The organism is Enterobacter sp. UCD-UG_FMILLET (assembly GCF_000762975.1).
GTDB classification, from domain to species: domain Bacteria; phylum Pseudomonadota; class Gammaproteobacteria; order Enterobacterales; family Enterobacteriaceae; genus Enterobacter; species Enterobacter dykesii.
The window spans coordinates 792,734-810,956 of record NZ_JRJC01000036.1 but is presented as its reverse complement, the minus strand read 5'-3'; the positions used below and the strand labels follow the sequence as shown (position 1 = coordinate 810,956).

The window sequence follows — 18,223 nt, the reverse complement described above, 5'->3', positions numbered from 1 at the left end:
TAATGCCGCCCGCTTTTCGACTGGAGTATCAGCCTTTGTCCAACCCTGAACACAATCATGAATACTGGATGCGCCATGCGCTGACGCTGGCTCAACGCGCATGGGACGAGGGCGAAGTGCCCGTGGGCGCGGTGCTGGTTCATAACAACCAGGTGATTGGCGAAGGGTGGAACCGTCCTATTGGTCGCCACGATCCTACTGCGCATGCCGAAATCATGGCGCTTCGTCAGGGAGGGCTGGTGCTGCAAAACTATCGTCTGCTTGATACCACGCTGTATGTGACGCTGGAGCCGTGCGTGATGTGCTCCGGGGCGATGGTCCACAGCCGGATCGGGACTCTGGTTTTCGGGGCGCGGGATGAAAAAACCGGTGCGGCCGGTTCGCTGATGGACGTGCTGGGTCACCCGGGCATGAACCACCAGGTGAAGACTATCGGTGGGGTGCTTGCACCAGAGTGTTCGGGGCTATTAAGCGATTTCTTTCGAATGCGCCGTCAGCAGAAAAAGCAGCAAAAGGCAGAACTGAAGCTGTCGGACGATTAAGCTCGTCCGGCGCCACGACCGGGTAGCTTTGAGCCAGCCGTTTGGCCTCCGTCGCCTCTTTCTCTTTCTCCAGCAGATACCCGACCAGGCTAATCTGATATTTACGGATATTTTCCACGTAGGCGTAGGCTTCATGTCCGCGCGCGTAGCCGTATGTCAGCTTGTTATACCATGGCTTCTGGCTCAGCAGCGGCAGCCGCTGCTTCACGTCTGACCAGCTGTCCGGGTTACCTTTCGTTTTGGCCGTCAACGCTCGCGCATCAAGCATATGCGCGTAGCCCATATTGTAGGCCGCCAGCGCAAACCAGATCCGCTCTTCTTCCGGCACCGTTTCCGGTACTTTAGCCATCATATCCTGCAGGTAGCGCGCGCCGCCGCTGATGCTCTGTTCGGCGTCGGTACGATCGTTCACGCCCAGGCTCAGCGCGGTATTTTTGGTTAACATCATCAAACCACGTACGCCCGTGGGCGACGTGGCCTGGGTATCCCAGTGGGATTCCTGATACGAAATAGCCGCCAGCAGTTTCCAGTCAATCTCCTGGGCGTATTTTTCGAACAGCGGCTGCAGGTCCGGCAGGACGCTGTCTACCGCGCGCAGGAAGCTGCGGGTGTCAACGTAGTCAAAGTCATCGCCGTGCCCGAGGTACTTCTCCTCGAGACGTGCCAGGGTACCGTCTTCATTGATGGTGTTGAAGAAATCAAGCATCGCGGCAGAGAAGGTCTGATCGTCATCAAGCTGGCTAAACCAGGTCACGGGCTGCTCGTCGGTGACGTCCAGCGCCACGGCGATTTCAGGATGCACCCGCTGGAACAGGCTGATCGCGACCGAATCGGCGATGGTGTAGGGCACCTTCTGATCTTTTACCTGCTCCAGCAGCTCCGTCGTGCCGAGTTTCGGATCTACCGTCCAGCTCAGGTCGGGATATTTCTTTTCCTTAAGCTCCCGCAGATCGTCAATCACCACGTGGCCGGGCGCAATCGTCAGCTGCCGATCGTTAATTGAAGCCAGCGAGCGCGGGCGCAGGCTCCCGACGCGGTAGACTAGCTGCTGCGAAACGGAGTAGTAGGTCGGGCCAGGCTGGTAGTTCTTGCTGCGCTCGCTGTTATACACCAGCCCGGCAGCAAGCATATCGGCATCGTCGTTATCGAGATCGTCAAACAGCTGGTTGATATTCTGGCGGACGGTGATTTTGAGCTTCACGCCAAGATAATCGGCGAACTGTTGTGCCAGTTCATAATCCAGGCCAATGATTTTGCCGTTGATGTCGCTGTAAATCAGCGGGGAGTTGAGGGTACTGACGCGCAATTCCCCCCGCTCCTGAATGGCGGCGATACGGTTTTCGGCTTTGCCGAACCAGGGGATGGAAGGCCAGAGGGCCACTGCCAGCAGCAACGTTACAATGCCGATGAGCAGATAATTAATCTTTAATTTTTTCAATTAGTTAATTCTCTGCGACGCCGGTTGCCTCAGTCTGCTGTAGCCATGTTAATCATAAGGTTTGCCATTGAATGAGCGGCATTTTGCGTAAACTTGCGCCACTTGGCAACCAATTAGAGAGACAGGTCACATCTATTGTTAAAATTTTATTTCGACGCAAACGGTTTCGTCGGCGCTCAGGATTCTCTATAATGACGCCCGTTTTCCCCCCTTGCGCACACTGTAAGCGCCCCGGCGCTTCGAAGACGAGAGACTTATGATGGAAATTCTGCGTGGTTCGCCTGCACTGTCTGCCTTCCGTATCACTAAACTGCTGGCACGTTTTCAGGCGGCCGACCTTCCGGTAAGCAATATTTACGCTGAGTATGTCCATTTTGCTGACCTGAATGCCCCCCTCAATGCAGAGGAGCGCGTACAGCTGGAACGCCTGCTCAAGTATGGCCCAAGCCTGAGCAGCCATACGCCAACCGGCAAACTGATCCTTGCGACGCCTCGTCCGGGCACCATCTCCCCCTGGTCTTCCAAAGCCACCGACATCGCCCACAACTGTGGCCTGAGCCAGATTAACCGTCTGGAACGCGGCGTGGCGTACTACGTGGAAGCCTCTACCCTGAGCGACGCGCAGTGGCAGGCGGTTGCGGCTGAACTGCATGACCGCATGATGGAGAGCGTATTTGCCTCTCTCGACGACGCGCAGAAGCTGTTCTCCCACCATCAGCCTGCGCCGGTACAGAGCGTAGACCTGCTGGGGCAGGGCCGTCAGGCGTTGATTGACGCCAACCTGCGTCTCGGCCTGGCGCTGGCAGAAGACGAAATCGACTACCTGCAGGATGCGTTTGTTAAGCTCAACCGTAACCCGAACGACATCGAACTCTACATGTTCGCGCAGGCTAACTCTGAGCACTGCCGCCACAAGATTTTCAACGCCGACTGGATTATTGACGGCGAACAGCAGCCGAAGTCGCTGTTCAAAATGATCAAAAACACCATGGAGCAAACCCCTGACCACGTGCTGTCTGCCTATAAAGACAACGCCGCGGTAATGGAAGGTTCCGAGGTGGGCCGCTTCTTCGCCGATCGCGAAGCAGGGCGCTATGACTTCCATCAGGAGCCCGCGCATATCCTGATGAAAGTGGAAACCCACAACCACCCGACCGCGATCTCCCCGTGGCCGGGTGCGGCGACCGGCTCCGGCGGTGAAATCCGTGACGAAGGGGCGACCGGCCGTGGCGCTAAACCAAAAGCGGGTCTGGTCGGTTTCTCCGTCTCCAACCTGCGTATCCCGGGCTTTGAACAGCCGTGGGAAGAAGATTTCGGCAAGCCAGAGCGCATTGTGACCGCGCTGGATATCATGACCGAAGGCCCGCTGGGCGGCGCGGCGTTTAACAACGAATTTGGTCGTCCGGCGCTGAACGGTTACTTCCGTACCTATGAAGAGAAAGTGGACAGCCACAACGGCGAAGAGCTGCGTGGCTATCACAAACCGATCATGCTGGCGGGCGGGATCGGCAACATCCGTGCCGATCACGTGCAGAAAGGCGAGATCGTCGTCGGCGCGAAGCTGATCGTACTGGGCGGCCCGGCGATGAACATCGGTCTGGGCGGCGGCGCAGCCTCTTCTATGGCCTCCGGCCAGTCTGATGCGGATCTCGATTTCGCCTCCGTGCAGCGTGACAACCCTGAGATGGAGCGCCGCTGCCAGGAAGTGATCGACCGCTGCTGGCAGCTGGGTGACGCCAACCCGATCCTCTTCATCCACGACGTGGGCGCGGGCGGTCTGTCCAACGCCATGCCGGAGCTGGTGAGCGACGGCGGCCGCGGCGGACGCTTCAACCTGCGCGACATCCTGAGCGATGAGCCGGGCATGAGCCCGCTGGAAATCTGGTGTAACGAATCCCAGGAGCGCTACGTGCTGGCGGTTGCCGCCGATCAGCTGCCGCTGTTTGACAAGCTGTGCCGCCGCGAGCGCGCGCCGTATGCCGTCATCGGTGAAGCGACCGAAGAGCAGCACCTTTCCTTAAGCGACACCCACTTTGACAACCAGCCGATCGATCTGCCGCTCGACGTGCTGCTCGGTAAAACGCCGAAGATGACCCGCGACGTAACCACCCGTAAAGCGACGGGCAAAGCGCTGGATCGTCAGGGCATCACCGTGGCAGAAGCGGTCAACCGCGTGCTGCACCTGCCTGCAGTGGCAGAGAAAACCTTCCTGGTGACCATCGGCGACCGCACCGTGACCGGTATGGTTTCACGCGACCAGATGGTCGGCCCGTGGCAAATCCCGGTCGCTAACTGCGCCGTGACCACCGCGAGCCTCGACAGCTACTACGGCGAAGCGATGGCTCTCGGCGAACGCACCCCGGTGGCGCTGCTGGACTTCGCTGCTTCTGCCCGTCTGGCAGTCGGTGAAGCGCTGACCAACATCGCCGCGACGCAGATTGGCGATATCAAACGTATCAAGCTTTCCGCCAACTGGATGGCCGCTGCCGGCCACCCTGGTGAAGATGCTGGCCTGTATGAAGCCGTAAAAGCGGTGGGCGAGGAGCTGTGTCCTGCCCTCGGCCTGACCATTCCGGTGGGCAAAGACTCCATGTCGATGAAAACCCGCTGGCAGGAAGGCAGCGAGCAGCGCGAGATGACCTCTCCGCTGTCGCTGGTGATCACCGCGTTTGCCCGCGTGGAAGACGTGCGCCACACCGTTACGCCGCAGCTTGCGACCGAAGACAACGCCCTGCTGCTGATTGACCTGGGTAAAGGCCACGACGCGCTGGGTGCCACCGCGCTGGCGCAGGTTTACCGCCAGCTCGGCGACAAGCCAGCCGACGTGCGCGACGTTGCCCAGTTGAAAGGCTTCTACGACGCGATTCAGGCGCTGGTGGCGCAGCGTAAGCTGCTGGCCTACCACGACCGTTCCGACGGCGGCCTGTTGGTGACTCTGGCAGAGATGGCCTTCACCGGCCACTGTGGTGTGGAAGCCGACATTGCAACGCTTGGCGAAGACCGTCTGGCGGCGCTGTTCAACGAAGAGCTGGGCGCCGTGATTCAGGTGCGCGCGGCGGATCGCGACGCGGTTGAAGCGATTCTGGCGAAGCACGGTCTGGCAGACTGCGTGCACTATCTGGGTAAAGCCGTTCAGGGCGACCGCTTCGTCATTGAAGCGGACGGTCACGCCGTGTTCAGCGAAAGCCGCACCACGCTGCGCATGTGGTGGGCGGAAACCACCTGGCAGATGCAGCGCCTGCGTGATAACCCGGAATGTGCCGATCAGGAGCATAACGCGAAAGCGAATGACCAGGATCCAGGCCTGAACGTGAAGCTCTCCTTCGACATTAACGAAGACATCGCTGCGCCGTACATTGCGACCGGCGCGCGTCCAAAAGTGGCCGTGCTGCGCGAGCAGGGCGTTAACTCCCACGTTGAGATGGCGGCTGCCTTCCACCGCGCGGGCTTTGACGCTATCGACGTTCACATGAGCGACCTGCTGGCCGGGCGTACCGGTCTGGAAGATTTCCAGGCGCTGGTGGCCTGCGGCGGCTTCTCCTACGGCGACGTGCTGGGTGCGGGCGAAGGCTGGGCGAAGTCCATCCTGTTCAACAGCCGCGTGCGCGACGAGTTCGAAACCTTCTTCCACCGTCCGCAGACCCTGGCGCTGGGCGTGTGTAACGGCTGCCAGATGATGTCTAACCTGCGTGAGCTGATACCGGGCAGCGAAGCCTGGCCGCGCTTTGTGCGTAACCAGTCAGACCGCTTCGAGGCGCGCTTCAGCCTGGTGGAAGTGACCCAAAGCCCGTCTCTGCTGCTGCAGGGGATGGTCGGTTCTCAGATGCCAATCGCCGTTTCCCACGGCGAAGGTCAGGTAGAAGTGCGTGACGCTGCGCATCTGGCTCAGCTGGAAAGCAAAGGCCTGGTGGCGCTGCGCTTTGTCGATAACTTCGGTAAGGTGACAGAAACCTACCCGGCTAACCCGAACGGCTCCGCCAACGGTATTACGGCGGTGACCAGCGAAAGCGGTCGCGCGACCATCATGATGCCGCACCCGGAACGCGTGTTCCGTACCGTGAGCAACTCCTGGCACCCGGAAAACTGGGGAGAGGATAGCCCGTGGATGCGTATCTTCCGCAACGCGCGTAAGCAGCTGGGTTAAGTTTTAGCCCTACCCCCTTCCAGGCCCGGTAAGCGAAAGCTTCACCGGGCTTTTTATTTATGTCGCAATTACGCGACAGACCCGCAATATGGCTGTCTCCAAAAGGCGACACTTAAGTAATTGATTTATATGTGGCAGTAAAGGTTCCCGTTAAGGTGTTGCTTAATAGCGACACTTAGCCTGAAAATCATTCAACCGATAATTAACGCGTTAAACGAGTAAAAACTATATATTTCAATATGTTAATATTTTATTTTGCATTCTGGCACGGGTGTTGCATAATATTAACCAGTGGCTCATTCACCTTCTTATGTCAGCCCCTTCGGGACGCGCTACATAAACTTCGAATGACGCACAAAAAGGTGCCTGCCGTCCAACTACTGATCATAGCGATGCTTTATCAGGCCAGGGCGAAACGTCGAGTTAGGCACCGCCTCATTCCATGACAAAGCCGGGTTTTTACCCGGCTTTGTTGTATCTGAAGGGCAGACTCAGTTACGCTCTGCGTAAACCCCCATTAAGAGAGTAATGCGTTGAAACGCTGGCCCGTTTTCCCCCGCTCCCTGCGGCAGCTCGTCATGATGGCCTTCCTGCTGATCCTGCTGCCGCTGCTGATCCTTGCCTGGCAGGCGTGGCAAAGCCTGAACGCGCTGAGCGCGCAGGCGGCTTTGACCAACCGCACGACGCTCATCGACGCCAGACGCAGTGAAGCGATGACCAACGCCGCACTGGAGATGGAGCGTAGCTATCGTCAGTATTGCGTGCTTGACGATCGGACGCTGGAAAAGGTTTATCAGAGTCAGCGTAAACGCTACAGCGAAATGCTGGACGCTCACGCGGGGGTCTTACCTGACGACAAGCTCTATCAGGCATTACGTCAGGATTTAAACGATCTCGCGCAGCTGCAGTGCAGCAACAGCGGCCCGGATGCCGTTGCCGCCGCGCGCCTCGAAGCTTTTGCCAGCGCCAACACCGAGATGGTGCAGTCTACGCGCGCGGTGATTTTCTCTCGCGGCCAGCAGCTCCAGCAGGAGATTGCCGAGCGCGGCCAGTTCTTCGGCTGGCAGGCGCTGGTGCTGTTCCTGGTGAGTCTCGGGCTGGTTCTGCTCTTTACCCGTATGATCATCGGCCCGGTGAAGGGCATTCAGCGGATGATCAACCGCCTGGGGGAGGGAAGATCGCTCGGGGATACGGTCGCCTTTAAAGGTCCTCGCGAGCTGCGATCCGTAGGCCAGCGCATTATCTGGCTGTCCGAGCGCCTGGCGTGGCTCGAATCACAGCGCCATCAGTTCCTGCGCCATATCTCTCATGAGCTTAAAACGCCGCTGGCCAGCATGCGCGAAGGGACGGAGCTGCTGGCGGACGAAGTGGCCGGGTCCCTTACGCCAGAACAGAAAGAAATTGTCGAGATCCTGGATAACAGCAGCCGCAATCTGCAAAAGCTGATTGAGCAACTGCTGGATTACAACCGCAAGCTGGCTGACGGGGCGGTCGTACTGGAAAACGTAGAGATTGAGCCGCTGGTGGATATGGTGATCTCCGCCCACAGCTTGCCAGCAAGAGCTAAAATGATGCATACCGGCGTCGAGCTGAATGCGCCTGCGTGCCTGGCTGAACCCATGCTGCTGATGAGCGTTCTGGATAATCTTTACTCCAATGCGGTGCACTATGGTACTGAATCCGGTAACATTTATATCCGGAGTAATACGAATGGTTCACGGGTGTTTATTGACGTCGCAAACACCGGCACCCCGATCCCCGATGACGAAAAAACCATGATCTTCGAACCCTTTTTCCAGGGAAGTCATCAGCGGAAAGGCGCGGTCAAAGGAAGCGGTCTGGGCTTGAGCATCGCCCGGGACTGCATACGACGCATGCAGGGTGAGCTAAACATTGCCGCGGACGAACGTTCAGATGTTTGCTTCCGTATCGAACTGCCCGTGAGCCGGAAAAATCAATAAAATGAATCTATGTCTGGTGAGTATGTCACACGTCTTTTTCCGCGCCGTACGCGCGGTGTTTTCCAGCAAAACGCTTAGCCTGAGCCTGCCCTGTTTATTTCTGGCAGGGTGTGTTTCCCATGCGCCACAAAGTGCCATTAGCGATAAACAGGAAGATAAATGGCCCGATAACCAGCTGGCCGATTTCCTCTCAACCCGCTGTGACGACATCTGGAACCTGTCAGGACATGACGTTGAAAGCAACCCGCTCTTCTGGCTGCGAGGAATAGACTGCGCCCAGCGTCTGGCGCCGGTAGACGCCCGCTCGAAGGCCGCGATGCTGGATGACGACACCTGGCAGGATGCGTTCAAGCGTGGGATTTTACTTGCAGATGCGAAAATCACCCCCGTTGAACGCCGCGTCAATGTCACCCGGCTGGACACGTTTGTGGTCAATCTTCCCGTGCAGGTACGCCCGGTATACCAGCTCTGGCGCGATGGGCAGACATTACAACTTCAGCTGTCTGAAGAGCGTTCCCGCTACAGCAAGCTGCAGCAGTCAACCGACAGCGAGCTTGATACGCTGCGGCAACAGCAGCAACATTTACGTACGCAGCTGGATACCACGACGCGTAAGCTGGAAAACCTGACCGATATCGAAAGGCAGCTCTCGTCGCGTAAATATCAGCCGGGGAGTTCATCCGCGGCACCGGACAGCGATACGCCGAAACAAGAGGACGTGAAGCATGACGAGCCGTAAACCTGCCCATCTTTTACTGGTGGATGACGATCCCGGGCTGTTAAAGCTGCTGGGGATGCGTCTGGTGAGTGAAGGCTACAGCGTCGTGACCGCCGAAAGCGGGCTGGAGGGGCTGAAGATCCTCACCCGCGAGAAAATCGATCTGGTGATAAGCGACCTGCGGATGGACGAAATGGATGGCCTGCAGCTGTTCGCGGAGATCCAGAGGCAGCAGCCGGGTATGCCCGTGATCATTCTGACGGCGCACGGGTCGATCCCGGATGCGGTTGCCGCGACGCAGCAGGGGGTCTTCAGCTTCCTGACCAAGCCGGTGGACAAAGACGCGCTGTATAAGGCTATCGACAGCGCGCTGGAACATGCCGCCCCGGCGGGGGATGAAGCGTGGCGGGAGTCCATCGTCACCCGCAGCCCCATTATGCTGCGTCTCCTTGAACAGGCCCGGATGGTGGCGCAGTCCGACGTCAGCGTGCTCATCAACGGCCAGAGCGGAACCGGGAAAGAGATCCTGGCCCAGGCGATCCATAACGCCAGCCCGCGCAGTAAAAATGCCTTTATCGCCATTAACTGCGGCGCGCTTCCGGAACAGCTTCTCGAATCTGAACTGTTTGGTCATGCCCGCGGCGCATTCACCGGCGCGGTGAGCAGTCGGGAAGGGCTGTTCCAGGCGGCGGAAGGCGGCACGCTGTTCCTGGACGAGATTGGCGACATGCCCGCGCCGCTGCAGGTCAAACTGCTGCGCGTATTGCAGGAGCGAAAAGTTCGCCCGCTGGGCAGCAACCGCGATATCGATATTAACGTGCGCATTATTTCCGCCACCCACCGCGACTTGCCAAAAGTGATGGCCCGCAACGAGTTTCGCGAAGATCTCTACTACCGTCTGAACGTGGTGAATCTGAAGATCCCTGCGCTGGCGGAGCGCGCGGAAGACATTCCGCTGCTGGCGAATCATCTTCTGCGCCAGGCGGCCGATCGTCATAAACCGTTTGTGCGCGCGTTTTCCACCGACGCGATGAAGCGGCTGATGGCCGCAGGCTGGCCGGGTAACGTGCGCCAGCTGGTGAACGTGATTGAGCAGTGCGTGGCGCTGACCTCCTCACCGGTAATCAGCGATGCGCTTGTAGAGCAGGCGCTGGAAGGAGAAAACACGGCGCTGCCGACGTTTGCGGAAGCGCGGAATCAGTTCGAGCTGAACTATCTGCGCAAGCTATTGCAGATCACCAAAGGCAACGTGACCCACGCGGCGCGCATGGCCGGACGCAACCGCACCGAGTTCTACAAGCTGCTGTCGCGCCACGAGCTGGAAGCAAACGATTTTAAAGAGTAATGCCGTATGATACTGTGAGCAATCGATTACGAGGCAGCTTACAGGCAAGAGTTTAAGGACCCACCATGAAAAAGATTGATGCGATTATTAAACCTTTCAAACTGGATGACGTGCGTGAAGCGCTGGCGGAAGTCGGCATCACCGGGATGACCGTGACGGAAGTGAAAGGTTTTGGTCGTCAGAAAGGCCACACCGAGCTTTACCGTGGCGCAGAGTACATGGTCGACTTTCTGCCGAAAGTAAAAATTGAAATTGTGGTCAGCGACGATATCGTCGATACCTGCGTGGATACCATTATCCGCACCGCGCAGACGGGCAAAATTGGCGACGGTAAAATCTTCGTCTTTGACGTGGCGCGCGTGATCCGTATCCGTACCGGCGAAGAAGACGACGCCGCGATTTAACATTCCCAAAAGTTTTGTAGCCGGGAAAGGCGCAGCCGCCATCCGGCGAAAAAAAAAGCCCCTCGAACGAGGGGCTTTTTGCATTACAGCACCTTATGCGGCCCGAAACATTCGTAGTGAATGTTGTCTTTGTTCACGCCCAGCTCCACCAGCTGCTTCGCGGCGTACTGCATAAACGCCACCGGTCCACAGACGTAGAACTGCATATCCGGTGCGCTGAACAGGCCTTCACGCTGGCTCAGATTCATCAGACCCTCACTGTCAAAGCGGGCAGCTGTGCGGTCTGCTTCCGTCGGCAGGCGATACCAGGTGTGCGCGGTGAAGCGCGGCAGGGAAGCCCCGAGCGTGTTCACTTCATCCGCAAAGGCGTGCACGTCACCGTTTTCCGCAGCGTGGAACCAGTTGACCTGCGCACCGTGGTTGGTTTTCGCCAGCGTATCGAGCATCGCCAGCATTGGCGTTTGGCCGACGCCCGCAGAGATCAGCGTAACCAGGGTATTCGCTTCAACGGCCATGAAGAAATCGCCCGCCGGCGCGGCCAGATGGACCACGTCGCCCACGTTAGCTTCGTTGTGCAGCCAGCTGGAGACCTGGCCGCCGTCCTCGCGCTTCACCGCAATGCGGTAGCCTTTACCGTTTGGCTTGCGGGTAAGAGAATACTGGCGGATCTCCTGATGCGGGAAACCTTCAGGCTTCAGCCACACGCCCAGATACTGGCCCGGCTGGTAATCGGCAACCGGCTGTCCGTCCAACGGCTCAAATTCAAAGCTGGTAATCAGCGCGCTGCGCGGCGTTTTCTCAACGATGCGGAAGGCGCGCGTGCCTTCCCAGCCGCCGTTCTTGCTGGCATTTTCGCTATAGATCTGCGCTTCGCGGTTGATAAACACGTTTGCCAGCACGCCGTAGGCTTTCCCCCACGCGTCCAGCACCTCCTGGCCCGGGCTGAACATCTCGTCCAGCGTTGCCAGCAGGTGGCCACCCACAATGTTGTACTGCTCGGGCTGGATCTGGAAGCTGGTGTGCTTCTGCGCGATTTTTTCCACCGCGGGCAGCAGTGCCGCCAGGTTTTCAATATTGCTGGCGTAGGCCGCGATGGCGTTGAAAAGCGCTTCGCGCTGATCGCCGTTACGCTGGTTGCTCATGTTGAAAATTTCTTTGAGCTCCGGGTTATGCGTGAACATGCGATCGTAAAAATGGGCGGTGAGTTTAGGGCCGGTTTCCACCAGCAGGGGGATGGTGGCTTTAACGGTAGCGATGGTTTGAGCGTCGAGCATGAGCGCATCCTTCTGATGTGACTTTAATGATGTATTTTAAATGCATCTTATAAAAAATACCCCTGCGTTGTAAATGGTTCTTTGCAAGATGAAAAATATGCATCACAAACCTGAAAAGAAATCCGCTGAAAAGGAGGAGAGCTTTATTCCTCAAACCCTTGCGTGGCGCGCAGGAAAACGTTTGCGTAAAATCGTTTGTCAAGACCTGTTATCACAGAACTAATCAGTTATACTGTTGCCCGTTGTCCAACTGGACTGCCTTTTCAGGCCAAAATTTACTTGTTAGCTGAGTCAGGAGATGCGGATGTTAAAGCGTGAAATGAACATTGCCGATTATGATGCCGAACTGTGGCAGGCTATGGAGCAGGAAAAAGTACGTCAGGAAGAGCACATCGAACTGATCGCCTCCGAAAACTACACCAGCCCTCGCGTTATGCAGGCGCAGGGTTCTCAGCTGACCAACAAATACGCTGAAGGTTACCCGGGCAAGCGCTATTACGGCGGTTGCGAGTACGTTGATATCGTTGAGCAGTTGGCTATCGACCGTGCGAAAGAACTCTTTGGCGCTGACTACGCAAACGTGCAGCCGCACTCTGGCTCTCAGGCTAACTTCGCGGTCTACACCGCGCTGCTGCAACCGGGCGATACCGTTCTGGGTATGAACCTGGCGCAGGGCGGCCACCTGACTCACGGCTCCCCGGTTAACTTCTCCGGCAAACTGTACAACATCATCCCTTACGGTATTGATGAGTCCGGTAAAATTGACTACGAAGACATGGCGAAGCAGGCTAAAGAGCACAAACCGAAGATGATCATCGGTGGCTTCTCTGCTTACTCCGGTATCGTTGACTGGGCAAAAATGCGTGAAATCGCGGACAGCATCGGTGCTTACCTGTTCGTCGACATGGCGCACGTTGCGGGCCTGATTGCCGCTGGCGTTTACCCGAACCCGGTTCCACACGCTCACGTTGTGACCACCACCACCCACAAAACCCTGGCGGGTCCACGCGGTGGCCTGATCCTGGCGAAAGGCGGTGACGAAGAGCTGTACAAAAAACTGAACTCCGCTGTATTCCCAAGCGCGCAGGGCGGCCCGCTGATGCACGTTATCGCGGCTAANAGCCGTTGCGCTGAAAGAAGCGATGGAGCCAGAGTTCAAGGTTTATCAGCAGCAGGTTGCTAAGAACGCCAAAGCGATGGTGGAAGTGTTCCTGAACCGTGGCTACAAAGTGGTATCCGGCGGTACTGAAAACCATCTGTTCCTGCTGGATCTGGTTGATAAGAACCTGACCGGTAAAGAAGCTGACGCTGCCCTGGGCCGCGCCAACATCACCGTGAACAAAAACAGCGTGCCAAACGATCCGAAGAGCCCGTTCGTGACCTCCGGTATCCGTATCGGTTCTCCGGCCGTAACTCGTCGCGGCTTTAAAGAAGCGGAAGTGAAAGAGCTGGCTGGCTGGATGTGTGACGTTCTGGACAACATCAATGACGAAGCGGTTATCGAGCGCGTCAAAGGTAAAGTTCTGGATATCTGCGCACGCTTCCCGGTATACGCATAATTCTTCTGCTTCGCAGAAATAAAAAAGGCCGCGTATGCGGCCTTTTTTTATGGCTTAACGCCGGTCCAGGGAGATGGCGCCAGGTCCGACAATCGCCAGCAAAATAAAGGCGCCAGCAATACTGATGTTCTTGTAGAAATTAATCATATTCGGTACGACCGCATCACCGGTCATATCCCAGTAATGGTGACCGATAATCGCCGTGCCCAGCGTATAGAATACAAACAATACGGCGAGAGGACGGGTGAAAAAGCCCAGGACGATCAGGATAGCGGCAGGCACTTCCATCACCACCGCAATAATAGCCGCCAGCATGGGCATCGGCGTACCCAGCGAGGTCATATATTGTACGGTGCCGCTAAACCCCGTCAGTTTTGGATAGCCAAAGATGATAAACAGCACGACAAGCGCGATGCGCGCAATCAACAGCAAAAGGTGACGTGACTGACCGAAATCGAAATAACGTAATGAGTTCATGGCAGAAAAACCTCTGCAAGTGGAGTAATTTAAACGTAATACATATTTTCATTCCCCGCCATAAGCCAGACGACTGCACGAAATGTTAAAATCTCGTTAATTTATAGCAGGCTATCGACTTGCTTAATTTTTATATTCTCGCCAGACTATGGCCTCGATTTCGGGAGGGATTCATGGTCTTGCATTCCACGCGCTGGCTGGCGCTCAGTTATTTCACCTATTTCTTTAGCTACGGCATTTTTCTGCCTTTCTGGAGCGTCTGGCTTAAGGGTATCGGCCTGACGCCCGAGACCATCGGTGTCCTGCTCGGGGCCGGGCTGGTGGCGCGTTTCCTTGGCAGCCTGCTGATTGCTCCGCGCGTCAGCGATCCCTCCTTACTGATCAAGGCCGTGCGCATTCTTGCGCTGCTGACCCTGGTCTTTGTTGCCTGCTTCTGGGTCAGCCACCAGTTTGCCTGGCTGATGGTGGTGATGGTCGGCTTTAACCTTTTCTTCTCACCGCTGGTACCGCTGACGGATGCCCTGGCGAACACCTGGCAAAAGCAGATCACCATGGACTATGGCCGCGTGCGCCTGTGGGGCTCAATTGCCTTTGTGATTGGCTCGGCGCTGGTGGGGAAACTGGTCAGCCTTTACGATTACCGCGCCATTCTCGCCCTGCTGAGTATCGGTATTGCCTCGATGCTGCTTGGCATGCTGCTGCGACCGTCGGTGATGCCGCAAGGGGAGAGCCGCCATCAGGAGAGCGCAGGCTGGCCCGCTTGGCGGAGCCTGGTGGCCCAGAGCTGGCGTTTTCTGGCATGTGTCTGCCTGCTTCAGGGGGCGCATGCGGCGTACTATGGCTTCAGCGCCATCTACTGGCAGGGGGCGGGATATTCTGCTTCCGCCGTGGGCTATCTGTGGTCGCTGGGCGTGGTGGCCGAAGTCATCATTTTCGCCCTGAGCAAGAAATTGTTCCGTCGATTTGGCGCACGAGACCTGCTGCTGCTTTCCGCCGTGTGCGGCGTGGCGCGCTGGGGGATTATGGGCTGGACGACCGATCTGCCGTGGCTGATCGTGGCGCAAATTCTTCACTGCGGCACCTTTACCGTGTGTCATCTGGCGGCGATGCGCTATATCGCAGCGCGCGAGGGCGGAGACGTTATTCGCCTGCAGGCCGTCTATTCGGCAGTGGCGATGGGAGGCAGTATCGCGATCATGACGGTGTTTGCCGGATTCCTCTATCAGCACCTGGGGCATGGGGTTTTCTGGGTGATGGCGCTGGTCGCCTTACCCGCCATCGTTGTTCGCCCTAAAGTGGCCGCCCGCGCGTCGCTATGATTCCAGCATGGCGCGTATATGTTCTTGCTGTTGCGCGTTTAATGTCTCAACGGCATGGATCAGCGGCGGCGAGAACAGCGGCAGGGCAGTAGGGTAGGGGGTGATAACCAGCGCGGCCTCGCGCGGTGCCCCCTCTTTCTGGAAAGCCTGCAGCGTTAGATAGCGAATATTAAGCGGCAGCAGCGTCAGCTCGCGAAGCTGCTGTTCAATCAGATCCTCGCTGGCTTTATCGTCTCCCGTCAGCAGGATCACCTGTTTTTCGTGCAGATCGGTCTCCTGCATCAGCCAGGCACCGAAAATCACCGCCACCAGGCTCATCTCTTCATCAGAAAAACGCAGCCCAAACTCCGCTTCCAGCTCGAACAGCGCTTCCTTTGTGGTGCGTAACAGCCGGGGATAGAGACGATGGATCTCCTCCGGCAGGCTATTGTCGATGCCGATTTCAAACAGCGAGCGGTCCAGCGCCTGAGCCAGATGGATATACAGCTGATCGGTCAGCCCTTGCTCATCGCTGAAGTTCATCCCGGTCTGCGAGCGAAAACGGGCGACCATGCGCACAATGGCCCGGCGCAGACGCTGATCCTGCTGGTGCTTATCAAGCACCGGATCGGGCGTGCGGAGCATCATAAACAGCAGCGCCAGAAACAGCTGTTCATCCCCGTGCGCACCCTGCGGGACGCGCCGTTTCCAGTGACGTACGATCTCCTGGGCCGTAAAATACTCCCCTCTCGACTGGGTCCAGCTGCGCTGCACGTGAGAAAACTGTGGCGTATTTCCGAGCTGATGCTGAATGAGACAGTATTGCAAATAGAGCTGTAAAAACTGGACGTCGCGGCATTCAAACTGGCGCTGCAGCTTGCGGGAGCAGAAGCCGATCAGCGCCCGCAGGTTCGCATCATCGTAAAGCGGCCGCGCAATGCCGTGTTGTTTAAGCGCGGTTTTTAATGCGGGGGTAAACTGGTGCGAGACAAACTGCGGGCAAAGCCGCAGCGCCCGGCGCAGCCAGTGCAGCAGGCATAAACGCTGATTCAGGGCTGTGCCTTCAATCCGGTAGCTGCCGTCGTGGTGCGTAACGATGTCCAGCCGGTGATAGCGCTGGATTTCATCGCGCGTCTCGGCTATATCTTGCCGTGCCATCGCGTCGTCCACGCCGTTGGTAGCGATAATGCTCTGTGCGGTGACGGTAGCATCGGGCAGGTAAAGCATCAAAAGCACCTGGCAGCGGCGCTGCGAACTGGAAAGCACAGATGGAATTTCAAGCGTCGTCATCATCTGTCGGGTATCCAGTGTGAATGTTTGATAAGAATAGCTAAAGGATGAGCGCTGAAAAGCGCGCTGGCAGGCCTTTCACTCAGGATTGCTGGGGAACATCACAGAATTTTTGACGTGAGGAATTGATGCAAACAGTTAAACAAAGTGCGATGGCGTTATTTTTGGCGGTTATCAGCTTCACCGCCAGCGCACACCCTCACAGTTTTATTGACCTCCAGACGGAGCTGGTTACCGACGGCACGCAGCTGAGCGGCCTGAAGATGCGCTGGACGATGGATGAAATCACCTCGGCCGATCTGCTCTATGATGCGGGAAACGCGAAGCCTGGCGATGAAATCTGGAAAAAGCTGGCGGCGGAAGTGATGGCCTACGTGCTCGGCCAGCACTACTTCACGGAATTCTGGCACAACGGGCAGAAGGTCAAATTTCTGAACCGGCCAACGGAATACGGGATGACGCGTGACGGGCATCAGGCTGTGCTGACGTTTGTGCTTCCGCTGGCGCATCCGCAGCCGCTGGCCGGGCAAACGTACCGTTTTTCCACCTTTGACCCTACTTACTATGTCGACATGCGCTATGACAAAGACGGAGACGTACGGCTGCCGGACGCTCTGCAAAAAAACTGCAAAATTGGCGTACACACCCCGAAGCCCAGCGAGGAGACGCTGAACTTTGCGGTCTCGCTTGATAAAGAAGATGCCCCACCTGAGGACATGGAGTTGGGTAAACAGTTCGCGCAGGAGGTGACGTTACAATGTCAGTGATCTCCTCTCCGGTTCGAAAACCTCGCCGCTGGCTGCACCTCTGGCCACTGGCGCTCTTTCTTGTGCTAGCCGTTTGCGGTTCGCTCTGGCTATGGCAGGCCTGGCCGCAGGTCATGATGAAAAGCATTATCTGGCAGCGTGAGGTCAACCAGCAGATGAGCGGTCTGCTGAAGGCGGTGGCGGAGAACCCGACCAAAGCGGGTGGTTCCCTGCTGGCATTCAGCTTTATCTATGGCGTTCTGCACGCGCTGGGGCCGGGGCACGGCAAAATCGTGATAACGACCTGGCTCGCCACCCATCCGTCGAAGCTGAAATCGAGCATCGGCCTGACGCTGGCCTCCTCGCTGCTTCAGGGCAGCGTGGCGATTGCGCTCGTCGTGGTCGTGCTTTCGCTGTTGCAGCTTCCCGCGCGCCAGCTGCACATGAGCAGTTTCTGGCTGGAGAAGGGCAGCTACGCGCTGGTAGGCGTGCTGGGGCTGATCCTCTGCTGGCGGGCGCTGAAAAAGCTGCGCGCGCTGCTGCGAAAACCGAAATTCAAAACCTTTACGCCGCACCACGTTCATGATGAAAGCTGCGGCTGCGGGCATCAGCATTTGCCCACGCAGGAACAATTGCAGAGCGGTGACGACTGGCGTGCGCGGCTGATGATTGTTCTCTCGATGGGCATGCGCCCATGTTCGGGGGCAATCATGGTGCTGCTGTTCAGCAAGGTGATAGGCGTGTTTGGCTGGGGAATGCTCTCCGCGCTGGCGATGGCGGCAGGGACGTCTCTCACCATTTCGTCTTTAGCGCTGCTGGTTCACAGCTTCCGTCAGCTGGCGGTCAAACTGAGCGGCAATAAAACGCCGGTGCTGTGGCGACAGGTAGGGTGGACAACGCTTGCGCTGGCGGGCGGGGTGATTCTGCTGGTGGCGGCGGTGACGATGTGGATGAGCGCGGTACCGGTGGGAAGAGGATTGCGGCCGTTTTAGTTGGGATCCCCTCTCCCACGGGGAGAGGGAATGAC

Annotated in this window: 13 protein-coding genes and 1 pseudogene; 10 read left to right on the top strand and 4 right to left on the bottom strand. The window is 57.5% G+C overall.

Annotated features, from left to right (window positions below; all coding sequences use genetic code 11):
* Positions 1–2: 2 nt before the first annotated feature.
* Positions 3–542 (top strand): tRNA adenosine(34) deaminase TadA, encoded by a 540-nt coding sequence (gene tadA, locus LA04_RS18730; protein ID WP_045888303.1) that lies wholly within the window; start codon positions 3–5, stop codon positions 540–542.
* On the opposite strand, the gene mltF is transcribed toward tadA, so the two are convergent.
* Positions 430–1,980, bottom strand: a complete 1,551-nt coding sequence (gene mltF, locus LA04_RS18725) for a membrane-bound lytic murein transglycosylase MltF (RefSeq protein WP_047652698.1) — start codon at positions 1,978–1,980, stop codon at positions 430–432. The genes tadA and mltF overlap by 113 nt on opposite strands.
* A 256-nt stretch (positions 1,981–2,236) precedes the next feature.
* Between mltF and purL the strand changes: the two genes are divergently transcribed.
* The 5 genes from purL (at position 2,237) to glnB (ending at position 10,552) form a co-directional block, all read left to right on the top strand.
* Positions 2,237–6,124: a phosphoribosylformylglycinamidine synthase gene (purL, locus tag LA04_RS18720; RefSeq protein WP_047652697.1), complete on the top strand. Its 3,888-nt coding sequence runs from the start codon at positions 2,237–2,239 to the stop codon at positions 6,122–6,124.
* Positions 6,125–6,657: 533 nt separating this feature from the next.
* Positions 6,658–8,085 carry a two component system sensor histidine kinase QseE/GlrK gene (qseE, locus tag LA04_RS18715; RefSeq protein ID WP_047652696.1) on the top strand — a complete coding sequence of 476 codons (1,428 nt, stop codon included), beginning with the start codon at positions 6,658–6,660 and terminating at the stop codon, positions 8,083–8,085.
* Position 8,086: 1 nt separating this feature from the next.
* Complete coding sequence (gene qseG, locus LA04_RS18710; protein WP_047652695.1) at positions 8,087–8,824, top strand: two-component system QseEF-associated lipoprotein QseG; 738 nt, start codon at positions 8,087–8,089, stop codon at positions 8,822–8,824.
* Positions 8,811–10,148 carry a two-component system response regulator GlrR gene (glrR, locus tag LA04_RS18705; RefSeq protein ID WP_047652694.1) on the top strand — a complete coding sequence of 446 codons (1,338 nt, stop codon included), beginning with the start codon at positions 8,811–8,813 and terminating at the stop codon, positions 10,146–10,148. Before qseG ends, glrR begins: the two co-directional genes overlap by 14 nt.
* A 65-nt stretch (positions 10,149–10,213) precedes the next feature.
* On the top strand, positions 10,214–10,552 hold the full coding sequence (gene glnB, locus LA04_RS18700; protein WP_003860685.1) for a nitrogen regulatory protein P-II: 339 nt from the start codon (positions 10,214–10,216) through the stop codon (positions 10,550–10,552).
* 83 nt (positions 10,553–10,635) lie between these two features.
* Here the strand turns inward: glnB and hmpA are convergent, their stop codons facing one another.
* A complete protein-coding gene (hmpA, locus tag LA04_RS18695) occupies positions 10,636–11,826 on the bottom strand; it encodes an NO-inducible flavohemoprotein (RefSeq protein ID WP_047652693.1) in 1,191 nt (396 codons plus the stop codon).
* 304 nt (positions 11,827–12,130) lie between these two features.
* Between hmpA and glyA the strand changes: the two are divergent.
* Positions 12,131–13,385 (top strand): annotated as a pseudogene (gene glyA, locus LA04_RS18690) (serine hydroxymethyltransferase).
* Between the two features lie 54 nt (positions 13,386–13,439).
* Here the strand turns inward: glyA and LA04_RS18685 are convergent.
* Positions 13,440–13,862 (bottom strand): DoxX family protein, encoded by a 423-nt coding sequence (locus LA04_RS18685; protein ID WP_047652692.1) that lies wholly within the window; start codon positions 13,860–13,862, stop codon positions 13,440–13,442.
* 173 nt (positions 13,863–14,035) lie between these two features.
* Here LA04_RS18685 and LA04_RS18680 point away from each other — a divergent pair, with 173 nt between their 5' ends.
* Positions 14,036–15,181 (top strand): 3-phenylpropionate MFS transporter, encoded by a 1,146-nt coding sequence (locus LA04_RS18680; RefSeq protein WP_008502163.1) that lies wholly within the window; start codon positions 14,036–14,038, stop codon positions 15,179–15,181.
* On the opposite strand, the gene csiE is transcribed toward LA04_RS18680, so the two are convergent.
* Positions 15,176–16,453: a stationary phase inducible protein CsiE gene (csiE, locus tag LA04_RS18675; RefSeq protein WP_047652691.1), complete on the bottom strand. Its 1,278-nt coding sequence runs from the start codon at positions 16,451–16,453 to the stop codon at positions 15,176–15,178. The genes LA04_RS18680 and csiE overlap by 6 nt on opposite strands.
* 125 nt (positions 16,454–16,578) lie before the next feature.
* Here csiE and LA04_RS18670 point away from each other — a divergent pair, with 125 nt between their 5' ends.
* Both LA04_RS18670 and LA04_RS18665 read left to right on the top strand, forming a co-directional pair.
* Positions 16,579–17,217, top strand: coding sequence for a DUF1007 family protein (locus LA04_RS18670; protein WP_047652690.1), 639 nt, complete (start codon positions 16,579–16,581; stop codon positions 17,215–17,217).
* Positions 17,208–18,188 carry a nickel/cobalt transporter gene (locus LA04_RS18665; RefSeq protein WP_047652689.1) on the top strand — a complete coding sequence of 327 codons (981 nt, stop codon included), beginning with the start codon at positions 17,208–17,210 and terminating at the stop codon, positions 18,186–18,188. The genes LA04_RS18670 and LA04_RS18665 overlap by 10 nt, the downstream gene beginning before the upstream one ends.
* Positions 18,189–18,223: the final 35 nt, after the last annotated feature.

Bases quoted from the DNA above. Each gene is read 5' to 3' on its own strand.
- tadA (WP_045888303.1), top strand. From the start codon at position 3: ATGCCGCCCGCTTTTCGACTGGAGTATCAGCCTTTGTCCAACCCTGAA.
- purL (WP_047652697.1), top strand. From the start codon at position 2,237: ATGATGGAAATTCTGCGTGGTTCGCCTGCACTGTCTGCCTTCCGTATC.
- qseG (WP_047652695.1), top strand. From the start codon at position 8,087: ATGAATCTATGTCTGGTGAGTATGTCACACGTCTTTTTCCGCGCCGTA.
- glrR (WP_047652694.1), top strand. From the start codon at position 8,811: ATGACGAGCCGTAAACCTGCCCATCTTTTACTGGTGGATGACGATCCC.
- glnB (WP_003860685.1), top strand. From the start codon at position 10,214: ATGAAAAAGATTGATGCGATTATTAAACCTTTCAAACTGGATGACGTG.
- hmpA (WP_047652693.1), bottom strand. From the start codon at position 11,826: ATGCTCGACGCTCAAACCATCGCTACCGTTAAAGCCACCATCCCCCTG.
- LA04_RS18685 (WP_047652692.1), bottom strand. From the start codon at position 13,862: ATGAACTCATTACGTTATTTCGATTTCGGTCAGTCACGTCACCTTTTG.
- LA04_RS18680 (WP_008502163.1), top strand. From the start codon at position 14,036: ATGGTCTTGCATTCCACGCGCTGGCTGGCGCTCAGTTATTTCACCTAT.
- csiE (WP_047652691.1), bottom strand. From the start codon at position 16,453: ATGATGACGACGCTTGAAATTCCATCTGTGCTTTCCAGTTCGCAGCGC.
- LA04_RS18670 (WP_047652690.1), top strand. From the start codon at position 16,579: ATGCAAACAGTTAAACAAAGTGCGATGGCGTTATTTTTGGCGGTTATC.
- LA04_RS18665 (WP_047652689.1), top strand. From the start codon at position 17,208: ATGTCAGTGATCTCCTCTCCGGTTCGAAAACCTCGCCGCTGGCTGCAC.